Genomic DNA, 19,416 nt, shown 5'->3' with positions numbered 1-19,416 from the left:
CTTTCGCGAGCTGGCCTACGACATCAAGGGGATGCTGGCCCTGGGAGGGGTGATGACGGCCGACACCAAGACCTGATCACACTTTTAGGCAGCCCTGGCCTCACAGCCCATCAGCTGGGTGGCCTTGGTGATCTTGATCAGCTGGTTGGCCACGGCCGTGTCCACCGTGGCCACACCGCTGATGTCCAGCACGAAGATCCGTGCTCGCGTCTGGGAGATCATCTCCAGTGACTTCGTCATGATGGAGGCGGCACGGGTCGAATCGAGAATGCCCACCAGGGGCAGCAACAGGATCTGATCCCAGATCGGCGTGACCGGGGTGGAGAGTTCCTGGATAGCGAGATCCATTTCCTTCCTGGCCCGTTCCGCTTCGTTGGCCTTGGCGAGCTCGATTTCCAGTTCCTTAGCGTTGTGGGAGGCCTCGAGGGCCTGCTCCAGTTGTTCGGCCTGGTGAACGGCTGTGGTGACGTCGTAGGCGAACTTGACGATTTTGATGACTTCGCCATCCGGACTGAGAATGGGCGTGTAGGTGGCCTGCAGCCATATCTCTGCACCATTTTTATTGACTCTTCTGTATCTCCCCTGCAAGACTTCGCCGGCCTCTAGCCTGCGCCAGTGCTCCGCATACTCCTCGGAGTGGGCATAGTCGCGCTCCACGAACATGCTGTGGTGCCGGCCCGTGATCTCCGACAGGGAGTAGCCGGTGAGATTGAGAAAGTTCTGGTTGGCCGAGATGATGGTTCCGTCCTTCTTGAACTCGATCACGGCCATCGCCTGCTCGATGCCGGCGATCATTCCCTCGTTGTAGGTGGCGATCAGCTTGCTGGAGGTGACGTCTGAGGCCACCTTGACAATCTTCACCGGCTGACCGGCACTGTCTGTTGCCAGCATGTAGATGCCTTGCAGCCAGATCTCGCGTCCGCCCTTGCCGAATCTCTTGAATTCGGAGGTTGTGCTTTTGCCGCTGGTCAGGCTCTTCCAGAACTCCTGATAGTCTTCCGACTGGGCGTAGTTGGGATCGACGAAAATCCTGTGGTGTTGGCCGACCACTTCCCCCAGCTCGTAGCCCATGATCTCCAGAAACTTCTGGTTGGCGGAGAGAATCTCGCCATCCAGGGAGAAGGTGGCAATGGCGAGCGATCTGGAAATCGCCCCCATCAGCAGCTTCGCCTCTTCTGTCGCCATGCCCTTGGCCATGGTTGCTCTGCCTGGTCTCAGGCGTTCAGGTGCTTCCCCGGAACCGTAGCCATGCCGCCCATGGCTGCCCAAATCACACCATCTGCTGGGGCTGGACCCACTGGTCGAAGTCCTCGGCGCTGATCTCGCCAAGCACCAGGGCGGCCTCCTTGAGGCTGAGCTGGTGGTTGTGGGCGTGCTTGGCGATGGCGCAGGCGCGGTCGTAGCCGATGGCGGGGGTGAGCGCCGTCACCAGCATCAGGCTCTGATCCAGCAGCGTCTCGATGCGGGCCACGTTCGCCTGTAGGCCCTCGATGCAGTGCTCGCGGAAGGTGAGGCAGGCTCCGGCCAGCAGCTCGATGCTCTCGAGCACGTTGTGGGCGATCACGGGCTTGAACACGTTCAGCTCGAAATTGCCCTGGCTGGCGGCCAGTTGCACGGCGGTGTTGTTGCCCATGACCTGCACGGCCACCATCGTGAGGCTCTCGCACTGGGTGGGATTGACCTTGCCCGGCATGATCGAGGAGCCCGGTTCGTTCTCCGGCAGCACCAGCTCGCCCAGACCGCAGCGGGGGCCGCTGCCCAGCCAGCGGATGTCATTGGCGATCTTCATCAGGCTGCCGGCCAGCACCGTGAGGGCTCCATGGGCCATGGCCAGCCCCTCATGGCCGGCGAGGGCCTGGAACTTGTTGGGGGCGCTGCTGAAGGCCGTGCCCAGTCGCTCGCCCAACCGCTTCGCCACCAGCTCGCCGAAGCCCGGCGGCGCATTGAGGCCCGTGCCCACCGCCGTGCCGCCGATGGCCAGCTCGCGCACGGCCGGCAGGCTGGCGTCGATCGCGTCGAGGCCCAGGCGCAGCTGGGCCACGTAGCCGCCGAATTCCTGGCCCAGACTCAGCGGGACCGCATCCTGCAGGTGGGTGCGGCCGATCTTGATGATCTCCGCATAGGCCGTGGCCTTGGCCTGCAGGGCCCCCATCAGCCCTTGCAGCGCCGGCAGCAGCTGGCGCTCCAGCTCCAGTACCACCGCCACATGCATCGCCGCCGGAAAGGTGTCGTTGCTCGACTGGCTCAGATTCACATGGTCGTTGGGATGCACCGGCCGCTTGCTACCGAGCTCGCCGCAGAGGGCCTCGATCGCCCGGTTGGCGATCACCTCGTTGGCGTTCATGTTGCTCTGGGTGCCCGAGCCCGTCTGCCACACCTTCAGCGGGAATTCGGCATCCAGGGCGCCCGAGGCCACCTCCTCGGCAGCCGCCACGATCGCCGCGCAGAGGCCTGGATCGAGCTTGCCCAGATCGCGGTTCACCTCGGCGCAGGCGGCCTTGAGCTGGCCGAAGGCGTGCACCACCGGCAGCGGCATGCGCTGGCCGAAGGGGAAGTTGTGGATCGAGCGCTCGGTCTGGGCCCCCCAGTAGTGCTCCGCCGGCACCGCCACGGCACCGAGGCTGTCGGTTTCGATCCGGGTGGCAGGGCTCATGGCAGGTGGGTCGCTGATGGGCGCCGTGGGCAGCAGCGGCTGGCGCGGTGGTGGAAGCGGCGTTGGGCGGCCGCTGGGGCCGGCTGGTTTCAGTTGGAGCAGAGGATCAACCGGAGATCGCGATCAACAGCTGTTCGGGATCATCAGAAGATTGTGATCAGCAGGAGAAAATGGTCAGTTGGAGAACACGATCTCGCTGTTCAGCTCATTCACCTCGCGGCTGACGCTGGACTTGGAGTCGCCCTGGGGCTTGAGGCCCGTCACCTCGGTGAGGGCAACGTTGATGGCGTTGATGTCCACCGGCCCGGTGGCGTTGAGCACCGGCTGGCCATCGGTGCCGAACACCACCACCTGGGGAATCACCCCCTTCCAGTAGTGGCCTGGCGCCCCAGGGCCAGGGTCGGGGCGGCCCTGCAGCGGGTCGGTGGTCACCAGGATCAGCTCCACGCTGCGGCCCCAGAGTCGCTGCAGTTCGTTGAACACCACGGCGTTCTGCTTGCTCACCGCGGCGTCGTCGAGGAAGTAGGCCAGCACCACCGGGCGATGTTCGGCCAGGGAATCGGCCAGGCTGCTGCGGGGCGGCACCAGCGAGCCGTTGCCGGCGTAAAGGGCATAGATGTTGCCGTCGTAGCTGTTGGTGTCGCGGGCGGCCCAGGCGGGTTGTGCGGGCAGGGCCCAGCAGAGCAGCAGGGCGAGGGCCAGGCCCAGGCCCCGCAGCAGGGGACGGGCCAGGGGGCGGATCACAGGGCTGACCAGGAAACCGGGGATCAACGGGACAGGCCGGACGGTGCCGCCATTGTGACGCGCGGCCGTCTGGGACTGGGTTGGGGCGGTCTAACTGCGCCCGAAGCTGCGGCCCATTCCCTGGACGATGCCCCTGCCGATCAGGCCGATGGCCCGGCCGATCACCTGGGTGAGCACCACCACCACCAGATCCCCGATGCGGCGCAGGGCGCCATGCACCTGCGGGGCCAGGGCATCGCGGGCCTCCAGGGCCAGGGTCACCAGCTGCTGGAGCCAGCCCAGCTGGCGGAGTTCCGCATCGCGGGGTTCGGTGAGCTGCACAGTCACGATCGTGCCGCCCTCCAGCCGGTAGAGCAGCCGCTGGCTCTCGTAGAGCTGCACCGGCCGCTCAAACACGCTGCTCCAGCGCTGCTGGGCATTGAGCTGGTTGCGCAGCCGCTCCAGGTTGCGGGTGGCCAGCAGATCGGCACAGAGCAGGTAGCGGCGGAGCTCCGGCCAGGTGCTGCAGCAGGCCAGCAGTTCGGCGCTGATCAGTTCGGCGCTGCGGATCAGCCAGTTGGCGATCAGCGCCTCGAGCTGCAGCAGGGCCAGCGGTTCATCGGGCGCCAGCAGGCGCCCTTCCACCAGCAGTGGTTGGGCCTGAACCAGGGCCGCCAGCATCGGCAGCGGCGTCGGCAACTCCGGATCGCTGATCTGCAGGTCGGTGCTGGCGCTGAGGGTGTCGGCCACCGGCAGCAGGCTGCCCTCCTGGGGCAACTGCACGTATTCCCCCGCCATGGCCCGCAGGGCCAGACGGCGTAGATCCGGTTGCAGCTGCAGCCAGCGCTCCTGCAGCGCCTCGCCCCGCAGCTGCTCCTGGCGCAGCCGCAGCACCAGCAGATCCAGCTGGCTGATCAGGGCCAGCAGCAGGTCGCGGCGGTGCACGGGGCTGAGGCCCTCCAGGGCCAGCAGCTGGCCGCTGGCATTGGTGAGCTCGCCGCTGCTGGCGGCCATCAGCCGCTCCTGGATTGCCTGCCACACCCCTTCTGCCGTGCGCTGGCGCAGGGTGATCGCGGTGCTGGAGGCCGTGGGAGGCAGGGGTAGGGGAGCCGCGGGGGCCGGGTCCGGCAGCACCTCGGGCCAGGCCATCGCGATCGGGCCCCACAGCCACAGCAGCAGCCGCCGGGCCGCCGCCAGTTCCCGCAGCCGACCCCGCAGCAGCAGCCGGGCCAGGCCGCCGCGATCGGCCAGCTCCAGCCACTGGTGGCAACGGCGCCGTTCGGCCTCGATCTGGGCCAGGCCGCTCTGCAGCAGCCACTGGCCCAGGCCCACCGCCCCCGGCAGGGCCTCGGGTTCAGCCGCGGCGCGCGGCCCCCCCAGCGGGCGCAGTTCCACCACGCGTCCACCCGCCAGCAGGGTGGCGACGGCCCGTGTCAGCTCCTCCGGTTCGCCCTGCTGCAGCAGGCCCTCCACCGGCAGCTGCAGCAGCCAGGTGCTGGGGTAGGGAGCATCGGCGGCCAGCAGCAGCAGCAGGCCGGCGCCGGGCCAGCGGCCCCGCAGCTGCTCCAGTTCCCGCAGCAGGGTGGCGGCCGGCAGGGTGGCGGCCACATCCCATACCACCAAGGCCGGTGCGCCCACCAGCTCCTCGATGCGCAGGGCAAGGCGGTAGCCGGCGCCGCCGAGCAGTCCGCTCAGGCCCTCGCGCACCAGAGGTTCGGCGAGCAGCAGAAGCTGGGGTGAGGCCTGGGCCTGGGGCACGGTGCGCTGCCGGAGGGGTTCTCTGGCGCCCAACGTAACGAGGCCGCAGCCAGTTCTCCAGCTCACGGCCCGGCTGCCCGCTGGGGTTCTGCCGGTCCGGTCGGGTTCAGCCGCCGGCGCGGGGGCGGCCGCTCAGGTGCAGCGTGTAGCTCTCGATCGTGAAACCGGTGAGATCTTCGATCCGGGCGATCAGTCCGGGGGGCAGTTCCACGTCCAGGTCCTGGATGGCGCCGGATTCCACGCAGGTGAGGTGGCTGTGGGGGTCGCTGCGGTAGCCGTAGAGGCGTCCGCTGGCCCGATCCAGGCACTCGATCACGCCGGCGCTCTGCAGGGCCTCCAGGTTCTGGTACACGGAGGTGTGGCCGATGTTGCGGCCCTGGGCATTGAGCTTCTCGAAGATGTCCCGGGCGCTGAGGTGGGCCTTCTCCGACCACAGGAGATCCAGCACCATGCGCCGCTGGCGGCTCAGGCGCATGCCCAGCTCGCGGCAGCGCAGGTAGGCGCCGTCGGCGCCGGGATGGCTGGCGCTGCCTGGGCCGCCGCCGTTGGGACTCACAGCGGCACTGCCGGCAGCCGAAGGCAGGTGGGTGGCGGGCACGATCCGGCTGAGGCTTTACACCGTTATAGAACCGCTAGGCGGAATGACTGCGTCCTGGAGTCGCCCGGGCCCCACGGCGGCGATCGCCTCGGCCAGGTCCACGGCGCCGTCGTAGAGGGCACGGCCCACGATCACCCCCTCCACCCCCAGGGGCGCGATCGACAGCAGCGAGAGGATGTCCTCCAGGCTGCCGATGCCGCCGGATGCGATCACCGGGATCGTGCTGGCCTCCGCCATGGCCCGCAGCGCCCCCAGGTTGGGGCCCGCCAGGGTGCCGTCGGTGGCGATGTCGGTGCTGATGATCGCCGCCACGCCGGCGTCTTCAAAGCTCCTGGCCAATTCCGTGGCCTGCACCGTGCTGGTCTCGATCCAGCCGCGGGTGGCCACCAGGCCGTCCTTTGCATCGATGCCCACCACGATCCGGCCCGGGTGCCGTGCCGCCAGCTGCCGCACCAGCTCGGGCTGCTCGATCGCGACCGTGCCCAGGATCACCCGGTTGAGGCCGCAGGCCAGCAGCTCCTCGGCCCGCGCCAGGCTGCGCACGCCGCCGCCCAGCTGCACGGGGATGCCGAGGGCCGCGGTGATCGCCTTCACCACCGCGTCGTTGACGGGCTGGCCGGTCTTGGCGCCATCGAGATCCACCAGGTGCAGGCGCTGGGCCCCCTGGCGCTGCCAGTCCAGGGCCTGGGCCAGGGGGTCGTCGCTGAAGCGGGTCACCTGGCCGTAATCCCCCTGGTGCAGGCGCACGCACTGGCCGCCGAGCAGGTCGATGGCGGGGATGATCTGCATGGGGATCGCTTGGCTGGGTCCATCTTGAAGGCCCGCTGCCGGCATGTCGGCGGGCTCCAGCCCGGCGATCCGCTGCCAGCCCGGTTGCCACAACTGGCGATCGCGCAGCTGCACCAGGGGCACCAGCAGCCGGAAGCCCCGCTCCAGTACCGCCTCCAGTTCCACCGCCCGGGTGGGGCCGCGGCCCCGCTGACCCAGGAGCTGGAAGTGGCGGTAGCCGCCCGTGGTCTCAAGGGCGGCGGGCTGGGCGGTCCAGGCGTTGCCGAGGCGCGGGGGCATGGCCTCACTCCTCCACCAGCAACCCCTGGCTGCGCAGCCCATAGACCTCCCGATCCGCTGGCTCGGCGATGCCCAGCTCCTGGCGCCACTCGCCCAGGGGCCGCTCCCAGCCCTCCTCCCAGCGCACCGCCGCCAGGCACTGGGCACTGCGGCCGATCGCCGCCCCATGGGCCATCGCCCGGCTCAGGCCCTCGAAGCGGTCCAGCTGCAGGCGGAAGCTGGCCAGCTGGCTGGCGGTCGTGAGCAGCACGTAGGCGGGGAAGCCGATCTGGGTGGCGGTGATCGCCAGCACGCCGCTCTCGCCGGCCGCTTCGGTGCCGAAGCCGCTCACCACGTGGTGGATGTCATGGGTGGTGGCGATCCGCTGGGTGAGCCAGCGGGCCTCGGTGTCGATCGGGCGGGGGCGGAAGAATTCGGGGTCGTAGTTCAGCTGGCGGATCAGCTCGGCGTAGTGGCGGCCCAGGCTGCCTGCGGGCAACTGGATCAGGGCGTCGATGTCGGGCTGGAGGGGCGGGTAGCGGCCCTCCAGCAGCTCGGCGCCGCCGGGCACGGCGCGGAAGCGGCGCAGGCAGTCGCCCATCTGGGGACTGTCGAGGAAGTTGTCCACCAGATCGGCCACGCTGGCCAGATCACCGCCGCTGCGGCCGATGGCGCCCAGCAGCTTGAGGTTGTTGAGGGAGCGCAGCAGCTCGCTGAAGCGCGACATCGGTCCAGGTGGGCAGAGATCCCCACTGTGGGTCGGCGGCAGGGTCGGCGTCGGCGGTTTGAATGGCGCCCAGTTCCTCAAGGCGCCGGCGTGAAGATCCTGGTGATGGGCGGTACCCGCTTCGTGGGCAAGCCCCTGGTGGCGCGGTTGCTGGCGGAGGGTCACGACCTCACCCTGTTCACCCGCGGCCGCAACCCCGTGCCCGCCGGCGTGGAGCACCTCCAGGGCGATCGCGGCAGCGCCGAGGGTCTGGCCGCCCTGGCGGGCCGCCGCTTCGATGTGATCGTCGACAGCTCTGGCCGCAACCTGGACGATTCGCGTGCCGTGCTGGAGCGCACCGGCGCGCCGGCGCACCGCTTCGTGTATGTCAGCTCCGCCGGCGTCTACGCCGACAGCGAGCTGTGGCCCCTCAGCGAAGACTCCCCCACCGACCCCCAGAGCCGCCACAGCGGCAAGCTCGACACCGAGGCCTGGCTGTACGCCGAGAAGATCCCCTTCACCAGCTTCCGGCCCACCTACATCGTGGGCGCCGGCAACTACAACCCGGTGGAGAGCTGGTTTTTCGATCGCATCACGGCCGGCCGGCCCGTGCCCCTGCCGGGCGACGGCAGCACCATCACCCAGCTGGGGCACGTGGCCGACCTGGCCGAGGCCATGGCCCTGAGCATCGGCGTGGATGCGGCCGTCAACCGTATCTACAACTGCAGCAGCGTGCAGGGCATCAGCTTCCGCGGCCTGGTGCATGCCGCCGCCCGGGCCTGCGGCAAGGATCCGGCGGCGGTGGAGATCCGCAGCTTCGATCCGGCTGGCCTCGATCCCAAGGCCCGCAAGGCCTTCCCGCTGCGGCTGGCCCACTTCCTTACCGATGTGACGCGGGTGCAGCGGGAGCTGGCCTGGACGCCCCGCTACGACGTGGAGCGCTCCCTGGCCGACAGCTACGCCAACGACTACGCCCTCCGCGAGCCCACGCCGGTGGACTTCAGCGGCGATGCGGCGCTCCTGGGGACGGGTTGAGCGATTGCCGCCAACTAACCAGAAGCGGGTAAAGTAGGTGTGTTTAATTACTCACTATTGCCGAAGGCAGCTCTCAAAGCCCTCCGCTCCTGGGGGAAGGAAGAGCGCCTGGTTCTGGGCGCCAGCACCCTGCGGATTGGATTGGCCGTGGCAGGTCTGGCGTTGGTGCCGCTGCTGGCTCTGCATGGGCGTTCCCGCTTCCTGGAGACGGGCCAGCGCCTGAGCGCCGAGCGGCGTGAGCCCCTGGCCGTGGTGCTGGCCACCCTGGCCTCCGCCAGCCGGGTGGCGCGGGACTGGGGCCAGTGGGATCAGATTCGCGACTACGTGCTGCAACCCACGCCCGGTCCGCTGCCTGAGCCCATCGAGCCCACGTCCGTGCTGGAGATCGGGCGCGTCATGGCCGTGGTACATGACAGCGGCCGCGTGCTGTTCATCCGCGGCGGCGACGGGGATCCGCGTGCCTTGCACCGGTCACTGCTGAGCTGTGCCCGCCCGAACCTGGCGGCCCTGGAAGCCCTGAAACAGGTCAGGCTGCTGGCCTGCCGCGATGCCAGAGGCTTCGACTACCTCGGGGCGGCCACCCGCGTGACCAACAGCGCCAAGACGCTGGGCGCTCCGGCCGTGATGCTGTTCTTCGTGCCCCTGCACACCCTGGAACTCGGGCCCGCGATCAACACCCAGGTGTACCGACTCTCCCGGGATTTCGCGTGGGCGGTCAGGCCGACTGCGGTAGGTGCGTCGGCGCAGGACCTTCCCCCCGGGCTGGAACCCCTTGGCTTCCCGGACCCGGTCTATGGGCCCGGGGGGCGGCAGCTGATGCTGCGCCAACCGTCGGCTCAGGGGCCCGCCCTGGAGCTGCTGGGGCGCGATCTGGCCCTGGCGGCTCTGGTGCTCGCGTTGGCGCTGAGCGTGCGCATGTTGCTGATGCTGGAGCGGCGGCGGGTGCGGCTGCAGCAACGGCAGATCGAGCGCCGCGGCAATACCCGCATCCGGCGGCTCAGCGCCGAGCTCGAGAGCCTGCTCGACGGCGTGGGCATGCCCAACCTGGCCGCCAACCGCTCGGATCGGGTCCTGGCCCGCCTGATGCAGGCCGCCCCCGGGCCGGACGACGACACACCGGCCGGCCGCGGTGGCGCCGCCGGCCAGGTGCTGGAGGAGCGTATGCAGCGGCTGATCTCCCGCTTTCAGGCTGTGCTGGTGCGGGCCAAGGCCCTGGCCCTGCTCGATCCGCTCACCGGCCTGCCGAACCGCCGCTACTTCATCGAGCACCTGCAGCTCGAACTGGATCACTCACGCCAGGGCGGAGGCCCCGCCAGCTCCCCGGGAGCGGAGGGCATCGGCGTGGCGGTCACGGCCCGCCACGCGATCCTGTTTGTGGATATCGATCGCTTCAAGGCGATCAACGACAGCTATGGGCACCGCACCGGCGATGCGGTGCTCAAGGCCGTGGCCGCCCGCCTGCAGCGCCTGATCCCCCCCGGTGACTTCCTGGCCCGCTACGGCGGCGATGAGATGGCCATCCTGCACGACCTGCAGTCCCTGCAGGGCAAGCCCATCGAGCTGCAGCGCCAGGCCCTGGGCCAGTGGGCCGAGACCCTGCTGTCCGCCTTCCGCACGCCCCTCCCGCTGGAGGGCCTGGAGCTCACCATCAGCATCAGCCTGGGCGTGCACCTGCTGGATTCGGCCCAGGATGATGGCAGTGAGGCGCTGAAGTGCGCCGATCTGGCCATGGTGCGGGCCAAGGGCAAGCGCCACCGCCAGATCGTGGTGTTCGATCGCCAGCATGACAGCGCCGATCTCAACAGCTACCAGCTCTATGTGGACCTGATCCAGGCGATCCAGGACCAGCAGCTGACCATGCTGTTCCAGCCCATCTTCGGGCCCTCCGGCCAGGTGCATGCCGTGGAGGCCCTGGCCCGCTGGACCCATCCCCAGCTCGGGGTGATCCCCACCGAGACCTTCCTGGCCCTCGCCGAGCAGCACCGCGACATGGTGTTCCTCGGCGAGGAATTGCTGCGGCTCGCCCTGGAGGGCTTCCGCCGCATCCACGCCCGCGACGCCTCGATCCGCCTCGCCCTAAACCTCCACCCCAGCAAGCTCCTCGATCCCGAGCTGGTGTCGCGCCTGCTGGCGCGCCTTGAGCAGATCCACCTGCCCAGCTCCTGCCTCACGGTGGAGCTCACCGAGCAGTCGGTGCTGGAGCCGGGGCCGGCGGTGGAGCGCAACCTTCGCCAGTTGCGCGAGCAGGGCATCTCCCTCTCCCTCGACGACTTCGGCACCGGCTATTCCTCGCTGGTGCTCATCAGCCGGCTGAGGCCCGATGAGTTGAAGATCGATCGCTCCTTCGCCCAGGCGATGCTGCGCGACGACTACGCCTCCCAGATCGTGTCGTTGATCACGACGATGGCCGGCAGCCTCGATCTGGAGCTGGTGGCCGAGGGGGTGGATAGCGCTGAGGTGCTGGAGGCGCTGCGGGCCCTGGGGGTGCAGCGCTTCCAGGGCTTCCTGCTGGCGCGGCCGATGCCGGAAGCGGAGCTGTTGGAGCGGCTCGACGGCCGGGGGTTCGACTTCCCCGACACTTCAGCGCTGGCGCAGATACCCCAGGGCTGAGCTGAGGGCCAGCAGCAGCGACGGCCAGAACAGCAGCCAGCCCAGCCCGTGCAGCAGCCCCACGAGGGCGGCGCCGCCGATCGTCAGCGTTCCGCCCCAGCCGCTGGGCCAAAGCAGCAGCAAGAGTGCGGCGAATTGCAGGATCGTCTTCGCCTTGCCGCTCCAGGAGGCGGGCCCGCCGCTGCCCTGGCCGGCCCGCCAGCCCGAGATCAGCAGTTCCCTGGCCAGCAGCAGCCACACCGCCCAGAGGGGCAGGCTGTCCTGGGCGGCCAGCCAGAGCAGTGGCGCGCTGATCAGGATCTTGTCGGTGAGGGGATCGAGCCGCGCTCCCCATACCGAGCCGCCACCGGCTCGGCGGGCCAGCCAGCCATCGGCTGCGTCGCTGATGCCCCCCAGCAGCAGCAGCCACCAGGCCAGGCCCTGCCAGCCGGCCGCCAGGGCCAGCAGCAGCGGCAGGCCCAGCACGGCCCGTCCGATGGTGAGGGCATCGGCGCTGCGGCGGCTGATCGACATTGGGGTTTGGAACGGCGGGGGAGGGGCGGCACCGGCAGCGGTCCGGGGCGAACGGCAACAGGGCCTTGCGACACCCATTCTTTCGCCCACCCCGCGGGCGACAATGGCCCCAGCAGCGGACGAGCGATGGTGGTGGAACGGAGCGTGGCCGAGGTGATGACCGCGCCGGTGCTCAGCGTCGCCGTGGACACGCCCCTGCAGGAGGCGGTGAAGCTGCTCAGCGAGCACCACATCAGTGGTCTGCCGGTGCTCGATGCCAGCGGCGCCCTGGTGGGCGAGCTGACCGAGCAGGACCTGATGGTGCGTGAGGGCGGCTTCGACGCCGGCCCCTACGTGCTGCTGCTCGATGCGGTGATCTACCTGCGCAATCCGCTGGAGTGGGACAAGCAGGTGCATCAGGTGCTCGGCAGCAGCGTGGGCGATGTGATGGGCCACCATCCCCACACCTGCAGCCCCGAAACCAGCCTGCCTGCGGCGGCGCGCCAGCTCCACGCCAGCAGCACCCAGCGCCTGTTTGTGCTCGATGCCCAGCGCCGCCCGGTGGGCGTTCTCACCCGCGGCGACGTGGTGCGGGCCCTGGCCGCCGCCGACTGACTAGCGCGCCACTGCCCGCTGAGGCGCCACGGGCGGCGGGGCTGTCAACTGGGGTGCTGGCAACGGCGGCGTTGGCAGCCGTGGCGGTGGCAGCAGTGGCGCCGGTGGTTTGAGCAGGGCGCCAGCGGCTGTCCCTGGAGCGCCGCTGGCGCTGTCTGGGGCGGGAGTCTGGTCAGCCCCCGGGGGCTCCGGTGCCACCTCGCTGGTGCCGGGCTGGGCGCCGGGGCCCGGCTCGGGCGTGACGGCCTCGGGATCCTGCGGCAGGCTCTGACCCTCCTGCAGCAGCAGTGGTGGCGGCAGATCCGGGGCCAGCGGCGCCTCCACCGGGCTTCGGTCCTCTCCCTGGTTCTGCAGTTCCCGCAGGGCCATCGGGTCGGCGGTGATCGGCGGTTCCCGCAGCGGCGCGCGCACCCCCAGCCTCTGGGGATCCTTCGGCCCCAGCGGCGCCCAGATCAGCCGCGCCACCGGCTGGATCCCCTCCTCCATGAGCCGGTTGAAGCCCGCCAGGGCCCGATCCAGCAGTTGGCCGCCGAGGGTCTGGCCGCACTGGAGGGGGTTGCCGCAGTTTCTGGCGCCGAGGCGGGGCGTCAGGCTGGCCAGCAGGTCGCCCTGGAGCGGCACGCTGCGGCGGCTGAGGCGCAGCAGATAGGGCACGTGCACGAAGCTGGTGGCACCGCCGCTGATCCAGTTGGCGTCCGCCTCGCTGAAGTCCTTCACCCCCGGGACGATTAGCCGGCTCTTGGAGGCGTGGTCGGGTAGGTAGGCGGCCCGCAGGCCCCGCTCGCGGGCCAGGGCCCGGGTCTGCTCCAGGGTCAGCCCCTCCCGGCTCATCAGCACCTCCAGGCGGCCGTCGCCGCGCAGGCCGATCACCATGCGGATCCGCGGCAGGTAGTAGCGGATCTGCTGCCCCACCGAGATGCTGTAGGCGCCGCGGTACTCGCTGGGGGGCGATTCGAGGTCGTTGTAGAGGCTGTGCAGGCCGCCGATGAAGCTGTCGTAGCGGACGGCCCGCTCCGGGGTCAGCTCGCCGTAGCCGAAGTCCACCCGACCGTCGTGGCGGATGCCCACGAAGGCCCGCTGGCGGGCGGCGGTGCGGTTGCGCCCCCGCCAGACCCGTTCCCCGAGCTTGATGTCGCCGAGGGGAACGGTGATCTCCTGGCCGCTGTTGTTGACGTGCCGCTCATACATCGGCCCGCTCACATAGGCCAGGGCGGCGCTGTCGGCGTACGCGTCGGCTTCCCGGTCCCAGCCCTCCAGCAGGTCGAGGCGCACCTTGCGGGGATCGAAGTCCAGGGCGAACACGGCGTCGTCCGTGGCGTAGCGGAACACGTCCTCGCCCCTGGCGAGGGGCGTGGCGTCGGCCAGGAGCCGCTTCTCCGGCAGGGGCGGGGCGATCGCCACCAGCACCGCCAGGGTGCCGGCTGGAATCCCCAGGCTCAGCCAGCGCTTGCGCCGCCATGGGGGCCGGCGTCGGGGGGCGGTCTGCGTGGCGCGCGGGGAGGGCAGCGTGGCTTGATCCAGGGTGCTCGGTTGGCTTGGGGGACTACCGCTCGGGACAGCCCCGGATCGGCCGCGATCCCAAAAATCTACGAGCAACCTGGAGCGCCCTCAGGTTCCGGCAGGCAGCTCCAGCACGGAGCCCTCCGCCACCACCCAGCGCCGCAACCCGGGCGGGCAGGGGTGGCCGCCCGTGAGCCGGCCGAAGGAGGGCAGCAGCAGCCGCGGCGCCTGCGGGTCCAGGGCGAAGCAGGGCAGCCGCAGCCGGTCGGCGCCGGGTCGGCGCGCCCTTCCTCCCCCCAGCAGCGCCACCGGGTGCAGGTGCCCGCAGACGTTGAGCAGGCCAGGGGCGCCCGGCGGCTCCGGTTCGTGGCTCAGCCACAGCGGGCCGCGCCGCTGGGAGGGCTGGGCCGGAAGCCCCTCGATCCAACTGCCCCGCTCGTGGTTCCCCCCGATCAGTCCGAAGCTGCAGCCCAGCAGCTCCGGCAGGGCCGCCAGCTTCGCGCGCAGCTCCGCCGTCAGGCCCAGGCGGCTGTGGATCAGGTCGCCGAGCACCAGCACCTCGGCCGGCCGCAGGCGGTGGGCCAGCTCCAGCAGCGGGTTGAGGGTGGCGCCGTCGCCGTCGCTGGGCAGTGGCACACCCTGGGCCTGGACGCTCTCGGCCTTGCCCAGGTGCAGGTCCGCCAGCAGCAGCAGGCGCTCGCCCGGAAGCCAGAGCGCCCGCTGCGGCAGCAGCTCCAGCTCGGTTCCCTGCCAGACCAGCACGGCGATCCGCTCAGGCCAGGCCCATCACCGCCCGGTAGGCGGGCCGGGCCTGGGTGGCGGCGATGGTGGCCTGAACGTGGGGCCAGGGGCTGAGGTCGATCTGGGGGAAGAAGATCGGCAGGTAGGCCAGGTGGGCGTGCACGGCGCAATCGGCCACGCTCCAGCCATCGCCCAGCAGCGGCCCCTGGGCCAGGAGGCCGTCAAGCACCTCCAGCAGGCGCGGGAATTCCCGCTCGCGGCTGCTGGGCACGAACAGGGCGGTGGCCAGGGTGGCGTTGGCGAACAGCACCCACTGCTCGGCCAGGGCCCGCTCGGCCGGGCTGCCGAGCTCGCTGCCGTAGCGCTCCGCCAGATACAGCAGGATCGCGCCGCTCTCGAACAGCTGCAGCCGGCCGCCCGGCAGGGCGGGATCCTCATCCACCAGGGCCGGCACCTTGCCGAAGGGGTTGATGGCCAGGAAGGGCTCGGCGCGGTGCTCACCGGCCTCCAGATCCAGCACGGTCCAGCTGAAGCTGATGCCCTTTTCCGCCATGTACCAGCGCGGCATCGAGGCGCGGCTGCGCAGGCCGCCGTAGAGGGTGAGGGCCATCGGGAAGCAGGGGAGCGGTGGCCATCATCCCGCCGGGCCCAAGGGGACCCATGGCCGCCGGGGCCCGGGGGGGCCTGGCGGCCATGGGTCCATCACAATGGCGTTGAACCGCGAGGGGCCGGTGCCGGAGCCGCAGCTGAGCACCAACGCCGCAGACGCCGCCCGGGATGGCGTTGCTCCCCCAGAGGTGAACTCCCCAGCGGCCACCCCCGCTGAGGCGAACCCCGGCGAGGGCCCCGATGCCGACGAGGCCCGCGACGCCGGCAGCTCCGCCGCCTCCGCCCTGCCCGAGGCCTTCCGCCGGCTGGCGCCCCATGCGGTGGGACGCACCCGCCGCGGCGTGGTGGGCAGTAGCCGCTATGCCCGCAACCTGCGGGAGGCGATCCGCCGCGCCGCCGAGGATCCCGCCGCCGGCCCGGTGCTGCTGGTGGGGGAGCCGGGCCTGGAGAAGGACAACCTCGCCGCCCTGATCCACTTCGGCTCGCCCGCCCGCCACCAGCTGCTGGTGCGCTTCGATGGCGCCCTGCTCGACGCTGACGGCAGTGACCTGTTCGGCAGCGCCAGCGGCGCCGGCGAGGACGCCCTGCTCGACACCCTCGGCGCCGGCTCGCTGCTGATCGACAAGCTCGACCAGGTGCCCGTCGCCCTGGTGCCCGCTTTGCTGGAGCTGGCCCGCAGCGGCCGCTGGACGCCGCCGGGCGGCACGGGCCCGGCGCGGCAGTTCCAGGGGCGGCTGTTCTTCACCAGCGAGGCGGCCCAGCCGAGCTTCGACCGGCTCTGCACCCTGATTCGGGTGCCGCCGCTGCGGGTGCGCCGCCAGGACCTGGGCGAGTGGATCCGCTACGGGGTGCGCCAGCGCAGCCGCAAGCTGGGCTGGGAGCAGCCGCCGGAGGTGCCCGAGGCGGCGGTGAAGCGCCTGCAGAGCTACGACTTCCCCAACAACATTCGCGAGCTGGAGGTACTGATCTACCGGGCCCTGCAGCAGGCCCGCCAGGTCAGGCCCGAACTGCGCGAGCTGCCGGAGGACGTGTTCTGGACCACCCCCCGCCAGCAGCGACTGCGCTTCGACCTCTGGCGCTGGAAGCCCCAGCTGCGCGACTGGATGCGCTCGCCGCGGCTGTGGAACGGCCTGCTGTTCGGCCTGGTGAGCTGGGTGTTCGTGCTGGTGAACCTCTGGCTGTGGCTCGGCCCCCAGGACCGGGCCCACAACGGCGCCCTCAACCTGTTCTGGGCCTGGTGGTGGCCCCTGATCCTGTTCACCTATCCGCTGGTGGGGCGGCTGTGGTGCTCCTTCTGCCCGTTCATGGTGTGGGGCGAGATCACACAGCGCCTGGCCCGGCGCCTGGGCTGGCAGCCGGCCGCCTGGCCCCGGGGCAACAGCGACGCCTGGGCTTCGCCGATCCTGGCGGCGGGCTTCGCGGCGATCCTGCTGTGGGAGGAGACGGCGGACCTGCTCAACACCGCCTGGCTGAGCAGCTGCCTGCTGCTGCTGATCACCGCCGGCGCCGTGCTGGGCTCGCTGCGGTTCGAGAAGCGCTTCTGGTGTCGCTACCTCTGCCCGGTGGGCGGCATGAACGGCCTGTTCGCCAAGCTGTCGATCCTGGAGCTGCGGGCCCAGGCGGGCACCTGCAGCGGCAGCTGCACCACCTATGCCTGCTTCAAGGGCGGCCCCGCCGATGGCGAGGGTCTGGCCACCGCCGGCTGTCCCCTCGGCACCCACCCGGCCCACCTGGCCGACAACCGCAACTGCGTGCTCTGCCTCACCTGCGCCCAGGCCTGCCCCCATCGCTCGGTGCAGCTGAGCCTGCGTCCGCCCGCCGCCGATCTGCAGCGCGACATGGCCCCACCGGTGGGGGAGCCCGGCCTGATCCTGGTGCTCGCGGGCGACATCTGCCTGCACCACTGGTCGAAGCTGCTGGGCTGGCTGCCGCTGGCCCCGGCGAGTCTCGGTGCCGGGCCGCTGTTGCCGCGGCTGGCCTTTGCCACCCTGGCCCTGGCAATCCCCTCGGCCCTGTTCCTGCTGGCCAGGCTGGTCTTTTCCAGCGTGCGGCTCCGGCGCACGCTCTATGGCCTGCTGCCCCTGATCTGGGCGCTGCTGCTGGCGCGGCACCTGCCCGTGGGCATGGCCGAGGCCGGCAGCTTGCTGCCCGTGAGCTTTGCGCCGCTGGCACCGGGCTGGGCGGCTGCCCTGCCGGCCTGGCGCGCCGATCCCCACGTGATCGCCTTTTGCCAGAGCGTGGCCGTGCTCACCGGCCTGGTGGGGGCGATGGTGCTGCTGCGCCGGCTGCTGCAGTCGAGCCGGCTGGCCTGGGGCGGGGCGGCTCTGCTGGCGGTGCTGCTGGCCGCCGCCGGTCGCTGGCTGGTGGCGGTCTAGGCGCCGCGGCAGAGGCGTTGCAGGTCGCCGAAGCGGTAGAGCTCCAAGGGCTTGGAGGGGTCGGATTCGGCCAGCCGGGTGTTCTTGGTGAGCAGGTGCTCGGCCCCCAGCTGGTTGGCCAGCTCGATGCGGGCGGTGCCGCTGGCGCTGGCCCAGCGGAGGCAGTCGCGGTTCAGGTCGCCGGCACGCGAGGGCGGGGGGGTGAGGGCGCTGGCCAGGGCCAGGGCCGCGCCGAAGCAGAGTGTGACGGAGTGGTTCCTGCCGCTTTGCAGCTTGCTGCCATCCAGGTCGATGCGCATCGGGTTGGTGACTCCGCGACAAGGGCCCCCCGGGAGAGGTGGGCCCAGCGTGGCGTGTCCACTGGCGGTATCGAGCGCCGAATCTTCGGGCAGGGCCGTTGGCCTGCTCACCGACGGGATGGAGCAGATGGAGATGCCCGTTCGATGTGAACTGGTGGCCGGCATCTGGTCTGTTGGGCAGTTGTTATGCGGAATCTCTTCTCTTTGGTTTCCATCGAGGTGAGCTCGCATCAGTCTGGAGATTCTGGGTTGCACACGGTTTTCAAAATGCAAGTCAGCAGAGATCGATTCAAGTTGTTGCTGCTTGGGCCTCTCGATCTAGGACGAGCAAGCCAGGCCCTCTCGATACCGGCAGGTGGCGCTGTGGCTCGTTTCATGGGCTGTTGCACCTTGCCTGACCCAACCCAATGGCCAACGCCTGGGGAACTCAGAGCATTTGACACACCTGTCGATTGACCGGGCTGCAAGGGCATCGACGCTCAGGCGGGCGGGGTGGGCGGAATCGGGATACGGTGCACGTCTAGGGGGACGGGGGCATGCTGCGGGAACTGGCGCTGGCGATCGGTCTTCCGATCGCCTTGCTGCTGCTGGGGGTCCTGGTGCAGCAGCAGTGGGGCGATCGTCTGCCACCTGGAGTGCAGAGGCTGATCAAGCGGCGCTCCTGGTTCTGGAACGCCGGCATTGGGCTGATCATCGGCCTTTCGTTCCTGCGCTGGCTGTTGCAGCGCTGACCTTCAGCTGAGTGCCCGCCGACGATTTCGCACTGCCGGGCCCTGGCACGATCGAGGGCAGTGGACAGTGTGATCTAACAGCTGCGAGGGGTCTCTGCCCCCTCAGTGGAGGCGCCAGAGGCCATCGGCCAGCAGCTGGGCATGGCGCACTTGCCGTGGGCGGCCGAGGTAGACCCAGGCATGGCTGCCATCCAGGAGTTGCAGCCAGTGGCGCCCGTAGAGGCGGGGGCAACCTTCCAGCAGATCGAGCTGGGCCAGGCCCTTGGCGCTGACGCGGTAAAGCTCGCCGTGGATCCCTGCGGTGGTGTTACCCGCCTCCCCCTCCGCCGTCGCCTCCCCAGCGGCCGCGGCTGAAGCGGCTGGGGTCGCACTGGCGCCAGCGCCAGCAACCGCCATGGGGAAGGGTCCCAGGTCGAACAGCTGGGCACCGCCCAGCTGCCGCTCGCCCAGGAAGCTGGCCCCCGCCAGCCAGTGGTGGTTGCGGTGGCCGCGCTTGAGGGTGCCGTAGACGAACACCGGTTCCCCGGCGAGTGGGTCGGCGTCCACCGGTTCAAGGGCGAGCGATTCGCTGGGCCTGGATGCAGCTTCTGCATCCAGGTGCTGGTTGTGTGCCATCAGCTACCCGGAACTGGCCGTGCTCGATCAGGATTCTCCTGGACCCAACGGGCACACCGCCATGGCCCAGCGCCGCCAGCTTCACCAGCTCCCCTCCGAGACCCTGCTTGGCATTGAGCACCGGCTGGAGAGCCTTGAGCGCGACCAGCTGTTCGAAGAGGCCTACGCCCTCCGCATGGAGATGGCGGAGTGGCTGCTGGCCAGCCCCGGAGCCGCCGACCCCCTGCTCACGGTGACGGCGTTGCTGCGGCGCCGCAGCCCTGAGGCCGGCCCGCTGCCCCAGGGCTGAGCGCCTGGGGATAATCAGCC

The 19,416-nt window shown here is 70.3% G+C and carries 19 protein-coding genes and 1 pseudogene; 6 read left to right on the top strand and 14 right to left on the bottom strand.

Features of this window, described 5'->3' with window-relative positions:
* Positions 1 to 84: 84 nt before the first annotated feature.
* The 8 genes and pseudogenes from CJZ98_RS08425 to CJZ98_RS08395 form a co-directional block, all read right to left on the bottom strand.
* Positions 85 to 1,197, bottom strand: a complete 1,113-nt coding sequence (locus CJZ98_RS08425; protein WP_094590304.1) for a PAS domain S-box protein — start codon at positions 1,195 to 1,197, stop codon at positions 85 to 87.
* 73 nt (positions 1,198 to 1,270) lie between these two features.
* Positions 1,271 to 2,653 carry a class II fumarate hydratase gene (gene fumC / locus CJZ98_RS08420; protein ID WP_094590302.1) on the bottom strand — a complete coding sequence of 461 codons (1,383 nt, stop codon included), beginning with the start codon at positions 2,651 to 2,653 and terminating at the stop codon, positions 1,271 to 1,273.
* 174 nt (positions 2,654 to 2,827) lie between these two features.
* Positions 2,828 to 3,397, bottom strand: coding sequence for a thylakoid membrane photosystem I accumulation factor (locus CJZ98_RS08415; RefSeq protein ID WP_232756339.1), 570 nt, complete (start codon positions 3,395 to 3,397; stop codon positions 2,828 to 2,830).
* Between the two features lie 90 nt (positions 3,398 to 3,487).
* A complete protein-coding gene (locus CJZ98_RS08410) occupies positions 3,488 to 5,134 on the bottom strand; it encodes a DUF3685 domain-containing protein (protein ID WP_094590300.1) in 1,647 nt (548 codons plus the stop codon).
* Positions 5,135 to 5,240: 106 nt separating this feature from the next.
* A complete protein-coding gene (locus CJZ98_RS08405) occupies positions 5,241 to 5,609 on the bottom strand; it encodes a Fur family transcriptional regulator (protein ID WP_094590325.1) in 369 nt (122 codons plus the stop codon).
* 138 nt (positions 5,610 to 5,747) lie between these two features.
* Positions 5,748 to 6,521, bottom strand: coding sequence for a 1-(5-phosphoribosyl)-5-[(5-phosphoribosylamino)methylideneamino]imidazole-4-carboxamide isomerase (gene hisA, locus CJZ98_RS08400; RefSeq protein WP_232756343.1), 774 nt, complete (start codon positions 6,519 to 6,521; stop codon positions 5,748 to 5,750).
* Between the two features lie 132 nt (positions 6,522 to 6,653).
* Positions 6,654 to 6,800 (bottom strand): annotated as a pseudogene (locus CJZ98_RS19075) (hypothetical protein); the annotation flags it as partial.
* Positions 6,801 to 6,804: 4 nt separating this feature from the next.
* Positions 6,805 to 7,506 (bottom strand): Coq4 family protein, encoded by a 702-nt coding sequence (locus tag CJZ98_RS08395; protein ID WP_198537606.1) that lies wholly within the window; start codon positions 7,504 to 7,506, stop codon positions 6,805 to 6,807.
* Positions 7,507 to 7,596: 90 nt separating this feature from the next.
* Here CJZ98_RS08395 and CJZ98_RS08390 point away from each other — a divergent pair, with 90 nt between their 5' ends.
* Together CJZ98_RS08390 and CJZ98_RS08385 are read left to right on the top strand one after the other, a co-directional pair.
* Positions 7,597 to 8,520 carry an NAD-dependent epimerase/dehydratase family protein gene (locus tag CJZ98_RS08390; RefSeq protein ID WP_094590296.1) on the top strand — a complete coding sequence of 308 codons (924 nt, stop codon included), beginning with the start codon at positions 7,597 to 7,599 and terminating at the stop codon, positions 8,518 to 8,520.
* Positions 8,521 to 8,667: 147 nt separating this feature from the next.
* Positions 8,668 to 11,130 carry a putative bifunctional diguanylate cyclase/phosphodiesterase gene (locus tag CJZ98_RS08385; RefSeq protein ID WP_198537604.1) on the top strand — a complete coding sequence of 821 codons (2,463 nt, stop codon included), beginning with the start codon at positions 8,668 to 8,670 and terminating at the stop codon, positions 11,128 to 11,130.
* Here CJZ98_RS08385 and CJZ98_RS08380 read toward each other — a convergent pair.
* Positions 11,101 to 11,643 (bottom strand): CDP-alcohol phosphatidyltransferase family protein, encoded by a 543-nt coding sequence (locus CJZ98_RS08380; protein ID WP_094590292.1) that lies wholly within the window; start codon positions 11,641 to 11,643, stop codon positions 11,101 to 11,103. The two genes, CJZ98_RS08385 and CJZ98_RS08380, sit on opposite strands and share 30 nt — an antisense overlap.
* A gap of 126 nt (positions 11,644 to 11,769) precedes the next feature.
* Here CJZ98_RS08380 and CJZ98_RS08375 point away from each other — a divergent pair, with 126 nt between their 5' ends.
* The gene (locus tag CJZ98_RS08375; protein WP_094590290.1) at positions 11,770 to 12,237 is read left to right on the top strand and encodes a CBS domain-containing protein; all 468 of its coding nucleotides are present in this window, start codon (positions 11,770 to 11,772) and stop codon (positions 12,235 to 12,237) included.
* Here CJZ98_RS08375 and CJZ98_RS08370 read toward each other — a convergent pair whose 3' ends face one another.
* The 3 genes from CJZ98_RS08370 to CJZ98_RS08360 form a co-directional block, all read right to left on the bottom strand.
* The gene (locus CJZ98_RS08370) at positions 12,238 to 13,638 is read right to left on the bottom strand and encodes a hypothetical protein (RefSeq protein ID WP_315855789.1); all 1,401 of its coding nucleotides are present in this window, start codon (positions 13,636 to 13,638) and stop codon (positions 12,238 to 12,240) included. It lies immediately after the preceding gene.
* 207 nt (positions 13,639 to 13,845) lie between these two features.
* Positions 13,846 to 14,505, bottom strand: a complete 660-nt coding sequence (pdeM, locus tag CJZ98_RS08365) for a ligase-associated DNA damage response endonuclease PdeM (RefSeq protein WP_094590288.1) — start codon at positions 14,503 to 14,505, stop codon at positions 13,846 to 13,848.
* 4 nt (positions 14,506 to 14,509) lie between these two features.
* A complete protein-coding gene (locus tag CJZ98_RS08360) occupies positions 14,510 to 15,088 on the bottom strand; it encodes a glutathione S-transferase family protein (RefSeq protein ID WP_094590286.1) in 579 nt (192 codons plus the stop codon).
* 97 nt (positions 15,089 to 15,185) lie between these two features.
* Here CJZ98_RS08360 and CJZ98_RS08355 point away from each other — a divergent pair, with 97 nt between their 5' ends.
* The gene (locus tag CJZ98_RS08355) at positions 15,186 to 17,462 is read left to right on the top strand and encodes an AAA-type ATPase lid domain-containing protein (protein ID WP_094590284.1); all 2,277 of its coding nucleotides are present in this window, start codon (positions 15,186 to 15,188) and stop codon (positions 17,460 to 17,462) included.
* On the opposite strand, the gene CJZ98_RS08350 is transcribed toward CJZ98_RS08355, so the two are convergent.
* A complete protein-coding gene (locus CJZ98_RS08350) occupies positions 17,459 to 17,761 on the bottom strand; it encodes a hypothetical protein (protein ID WP_094590282.1) in 303 nt (100 codons plus the stop codon). The genes CJZ98_RS08355 and CJZ98_RS08350 overlap by 4 nt on opposite strands.
* 536 nt (positions 17,762 to 18,297) lie before the next feature.
* On the opposite strand from CJZ98_RS08350, the gene CJZ98_RS08345 reads away from it, so the two are divergent.
* Entirely contained in the window at positions 18,298 to 18,492 is a 195-nt protein-coding gene (locus CJZ98_RS08345; protein ID WP_094590280.1) for a hypothetical protein, read from the top strand.
* Positions 18,493 to 18,594: 102 nt separating this feature from the next.
* On the opposite strand, the gene CJZ98_RS08340 is transcribed toward CJZ98_RS08345, so the two are convergent.
* Entirely contained in the window at positions 18,595 to 19,107 is a 513-nt protein-coding gene (locus tag CJZ98_RS08340) for a gamma-glutamylcyclotransferase family protein (RefSeq protein ID WP_094590278.1), read from the bottom strand.
* Positions 19,108 to 19,168: 61 nt separating this feature from the next.
* On the opposite strand from CJZ98_RS08340, the gene CJZ98_RS08335 reads away from it, so the two are divergent.
* Positions 19,169 to 19,396: a hypothetical protein gene (locus tag CJZ98_RS08335; protein WP_094590276.1), complete on the top strand. Its 228-nt coding sequence runs from the start codon at positions 19,169 to 19,171 to the stop codon at positions 19,394 to 19,396.
* Positions 19,397 to 19,416 lie beyond the last annotated feature (20 nt).

Origin of the sequence: Vulcanococcus limneticus LL, assembly GCF_002252705.1 — a bacterium.
GTDB classification, from domain to species: domain Bacteria; phylum Cyanobacteriota; class Cyanobacteriia; order PCC-6307; family Cyanobiaceae; genus Vulcanococcus; species Vulcanococcus limneticus.
This window is presented reverse-complemented; position numbering and strand designations above follow the sequence as displayed.

What these genes read in the sequence shown, in the direction of transcription:
- CJZ98_RS08425 (WP_094590304.1), bottom strand. Translation starts at nt 1,197, where the DNA reads ATGGCCAAGGGCATGGCGACAGAAGAGGCGAAGCTGCTGATGGGGGCG.
- fumC (WP_094590302.1), bottom strand. Translation starts at nt 2,653, where the DNA reads ATGAGCCCTGCCACCCGGATCGAAACCGACAGCCTCGGTGCCGTGGCG.
- CJZ98_RS08405 (WP_094590325.1), bottom strand. Translation starts at nt 5,609, where the DNA reads ATGCGCCTGAGCCGCCAGCGGCGCATGGTGCTGGATCTCCTGTGGTCG.
- hisA (WP_232756343.1), bottom strand. Translation starts at nt 6,521, where the DNA reads ATGCAGATCATCCCCGCCATCGACCTGCTCGGCGGCCAGTGCGTGCGC.
- CJZ98_RS08395 (WP_198537606.1), bottom strand. Translation starts at nt 7,506, where the DNA reads ATGTCGCGCTTCAGCGAGCTGCTGCGCTCCCTCAACAACCTCAAGCTG.
- CJZ98_RS08380 (WP_094590292.1), bottom strand. Translation starts at nt 11,643, where the DNA reads ATGTCGATCAGCCGCCGCAGCGCCGATGCCCTCACCATCGGACGGGCC.
- CJZ98_RS08375 (WP_094590290.1), top strand. Translation starts at nt 11,770, where the DNA reads ATGGTGGTGGAACGGAGCGTGGCCGAGGTGATGACCGCGCCGGTGCTC.
- CJZ98_RS08360 (WP_094590286.1), bottom strand. Translation starts at nt 15,088, where the DNA reads ATGGCCCTCACCCTCTACGGCGGCCTGCGCAGCCGCGCCTCGATGCCG.
- CJZ98_RS08355 (WP_094590284.1), top strand. Translation starts at nt 15,186, where the DNA reads ATGGCGTTGAACCGCGAGGGGCCGGTGCCGGAGCCGCAGCTGAGCACC.
- CJZ98_RS08350 (WP_094590282.1), bottom strand. Translation starts at nt 17,761, where the DNA reads ATGCGCATCGACCTGGATGGCAGCAAGCTGCAAAGCGGCAGGAACCAC.
- CJZ98_RS08345 (WP_094590280.1), top strand. Translation starts at nt 18,298, where the DNA reads ATGCTGCGGGAACTGGCGCTGGCGATCGGTCTTCCGATCGCCTTGCTG.
- CJZ98_RS08340 (WP_094590278.1), bottom strand. Translation starts at nt 19,107, where the DNA reads ATGGCACACAACCAGCACCTGGATGCAGAAGCTGCATCCAGGCCCAGC.
- CJZ98_RS08335 (WP_094590276.1), top strand. Translation starts at nt 19,169, where the DNA reads ATGGCCCAGCGCCGCCAGCTTCACCAGCTCCCCTCCGAGACCCTGCTT.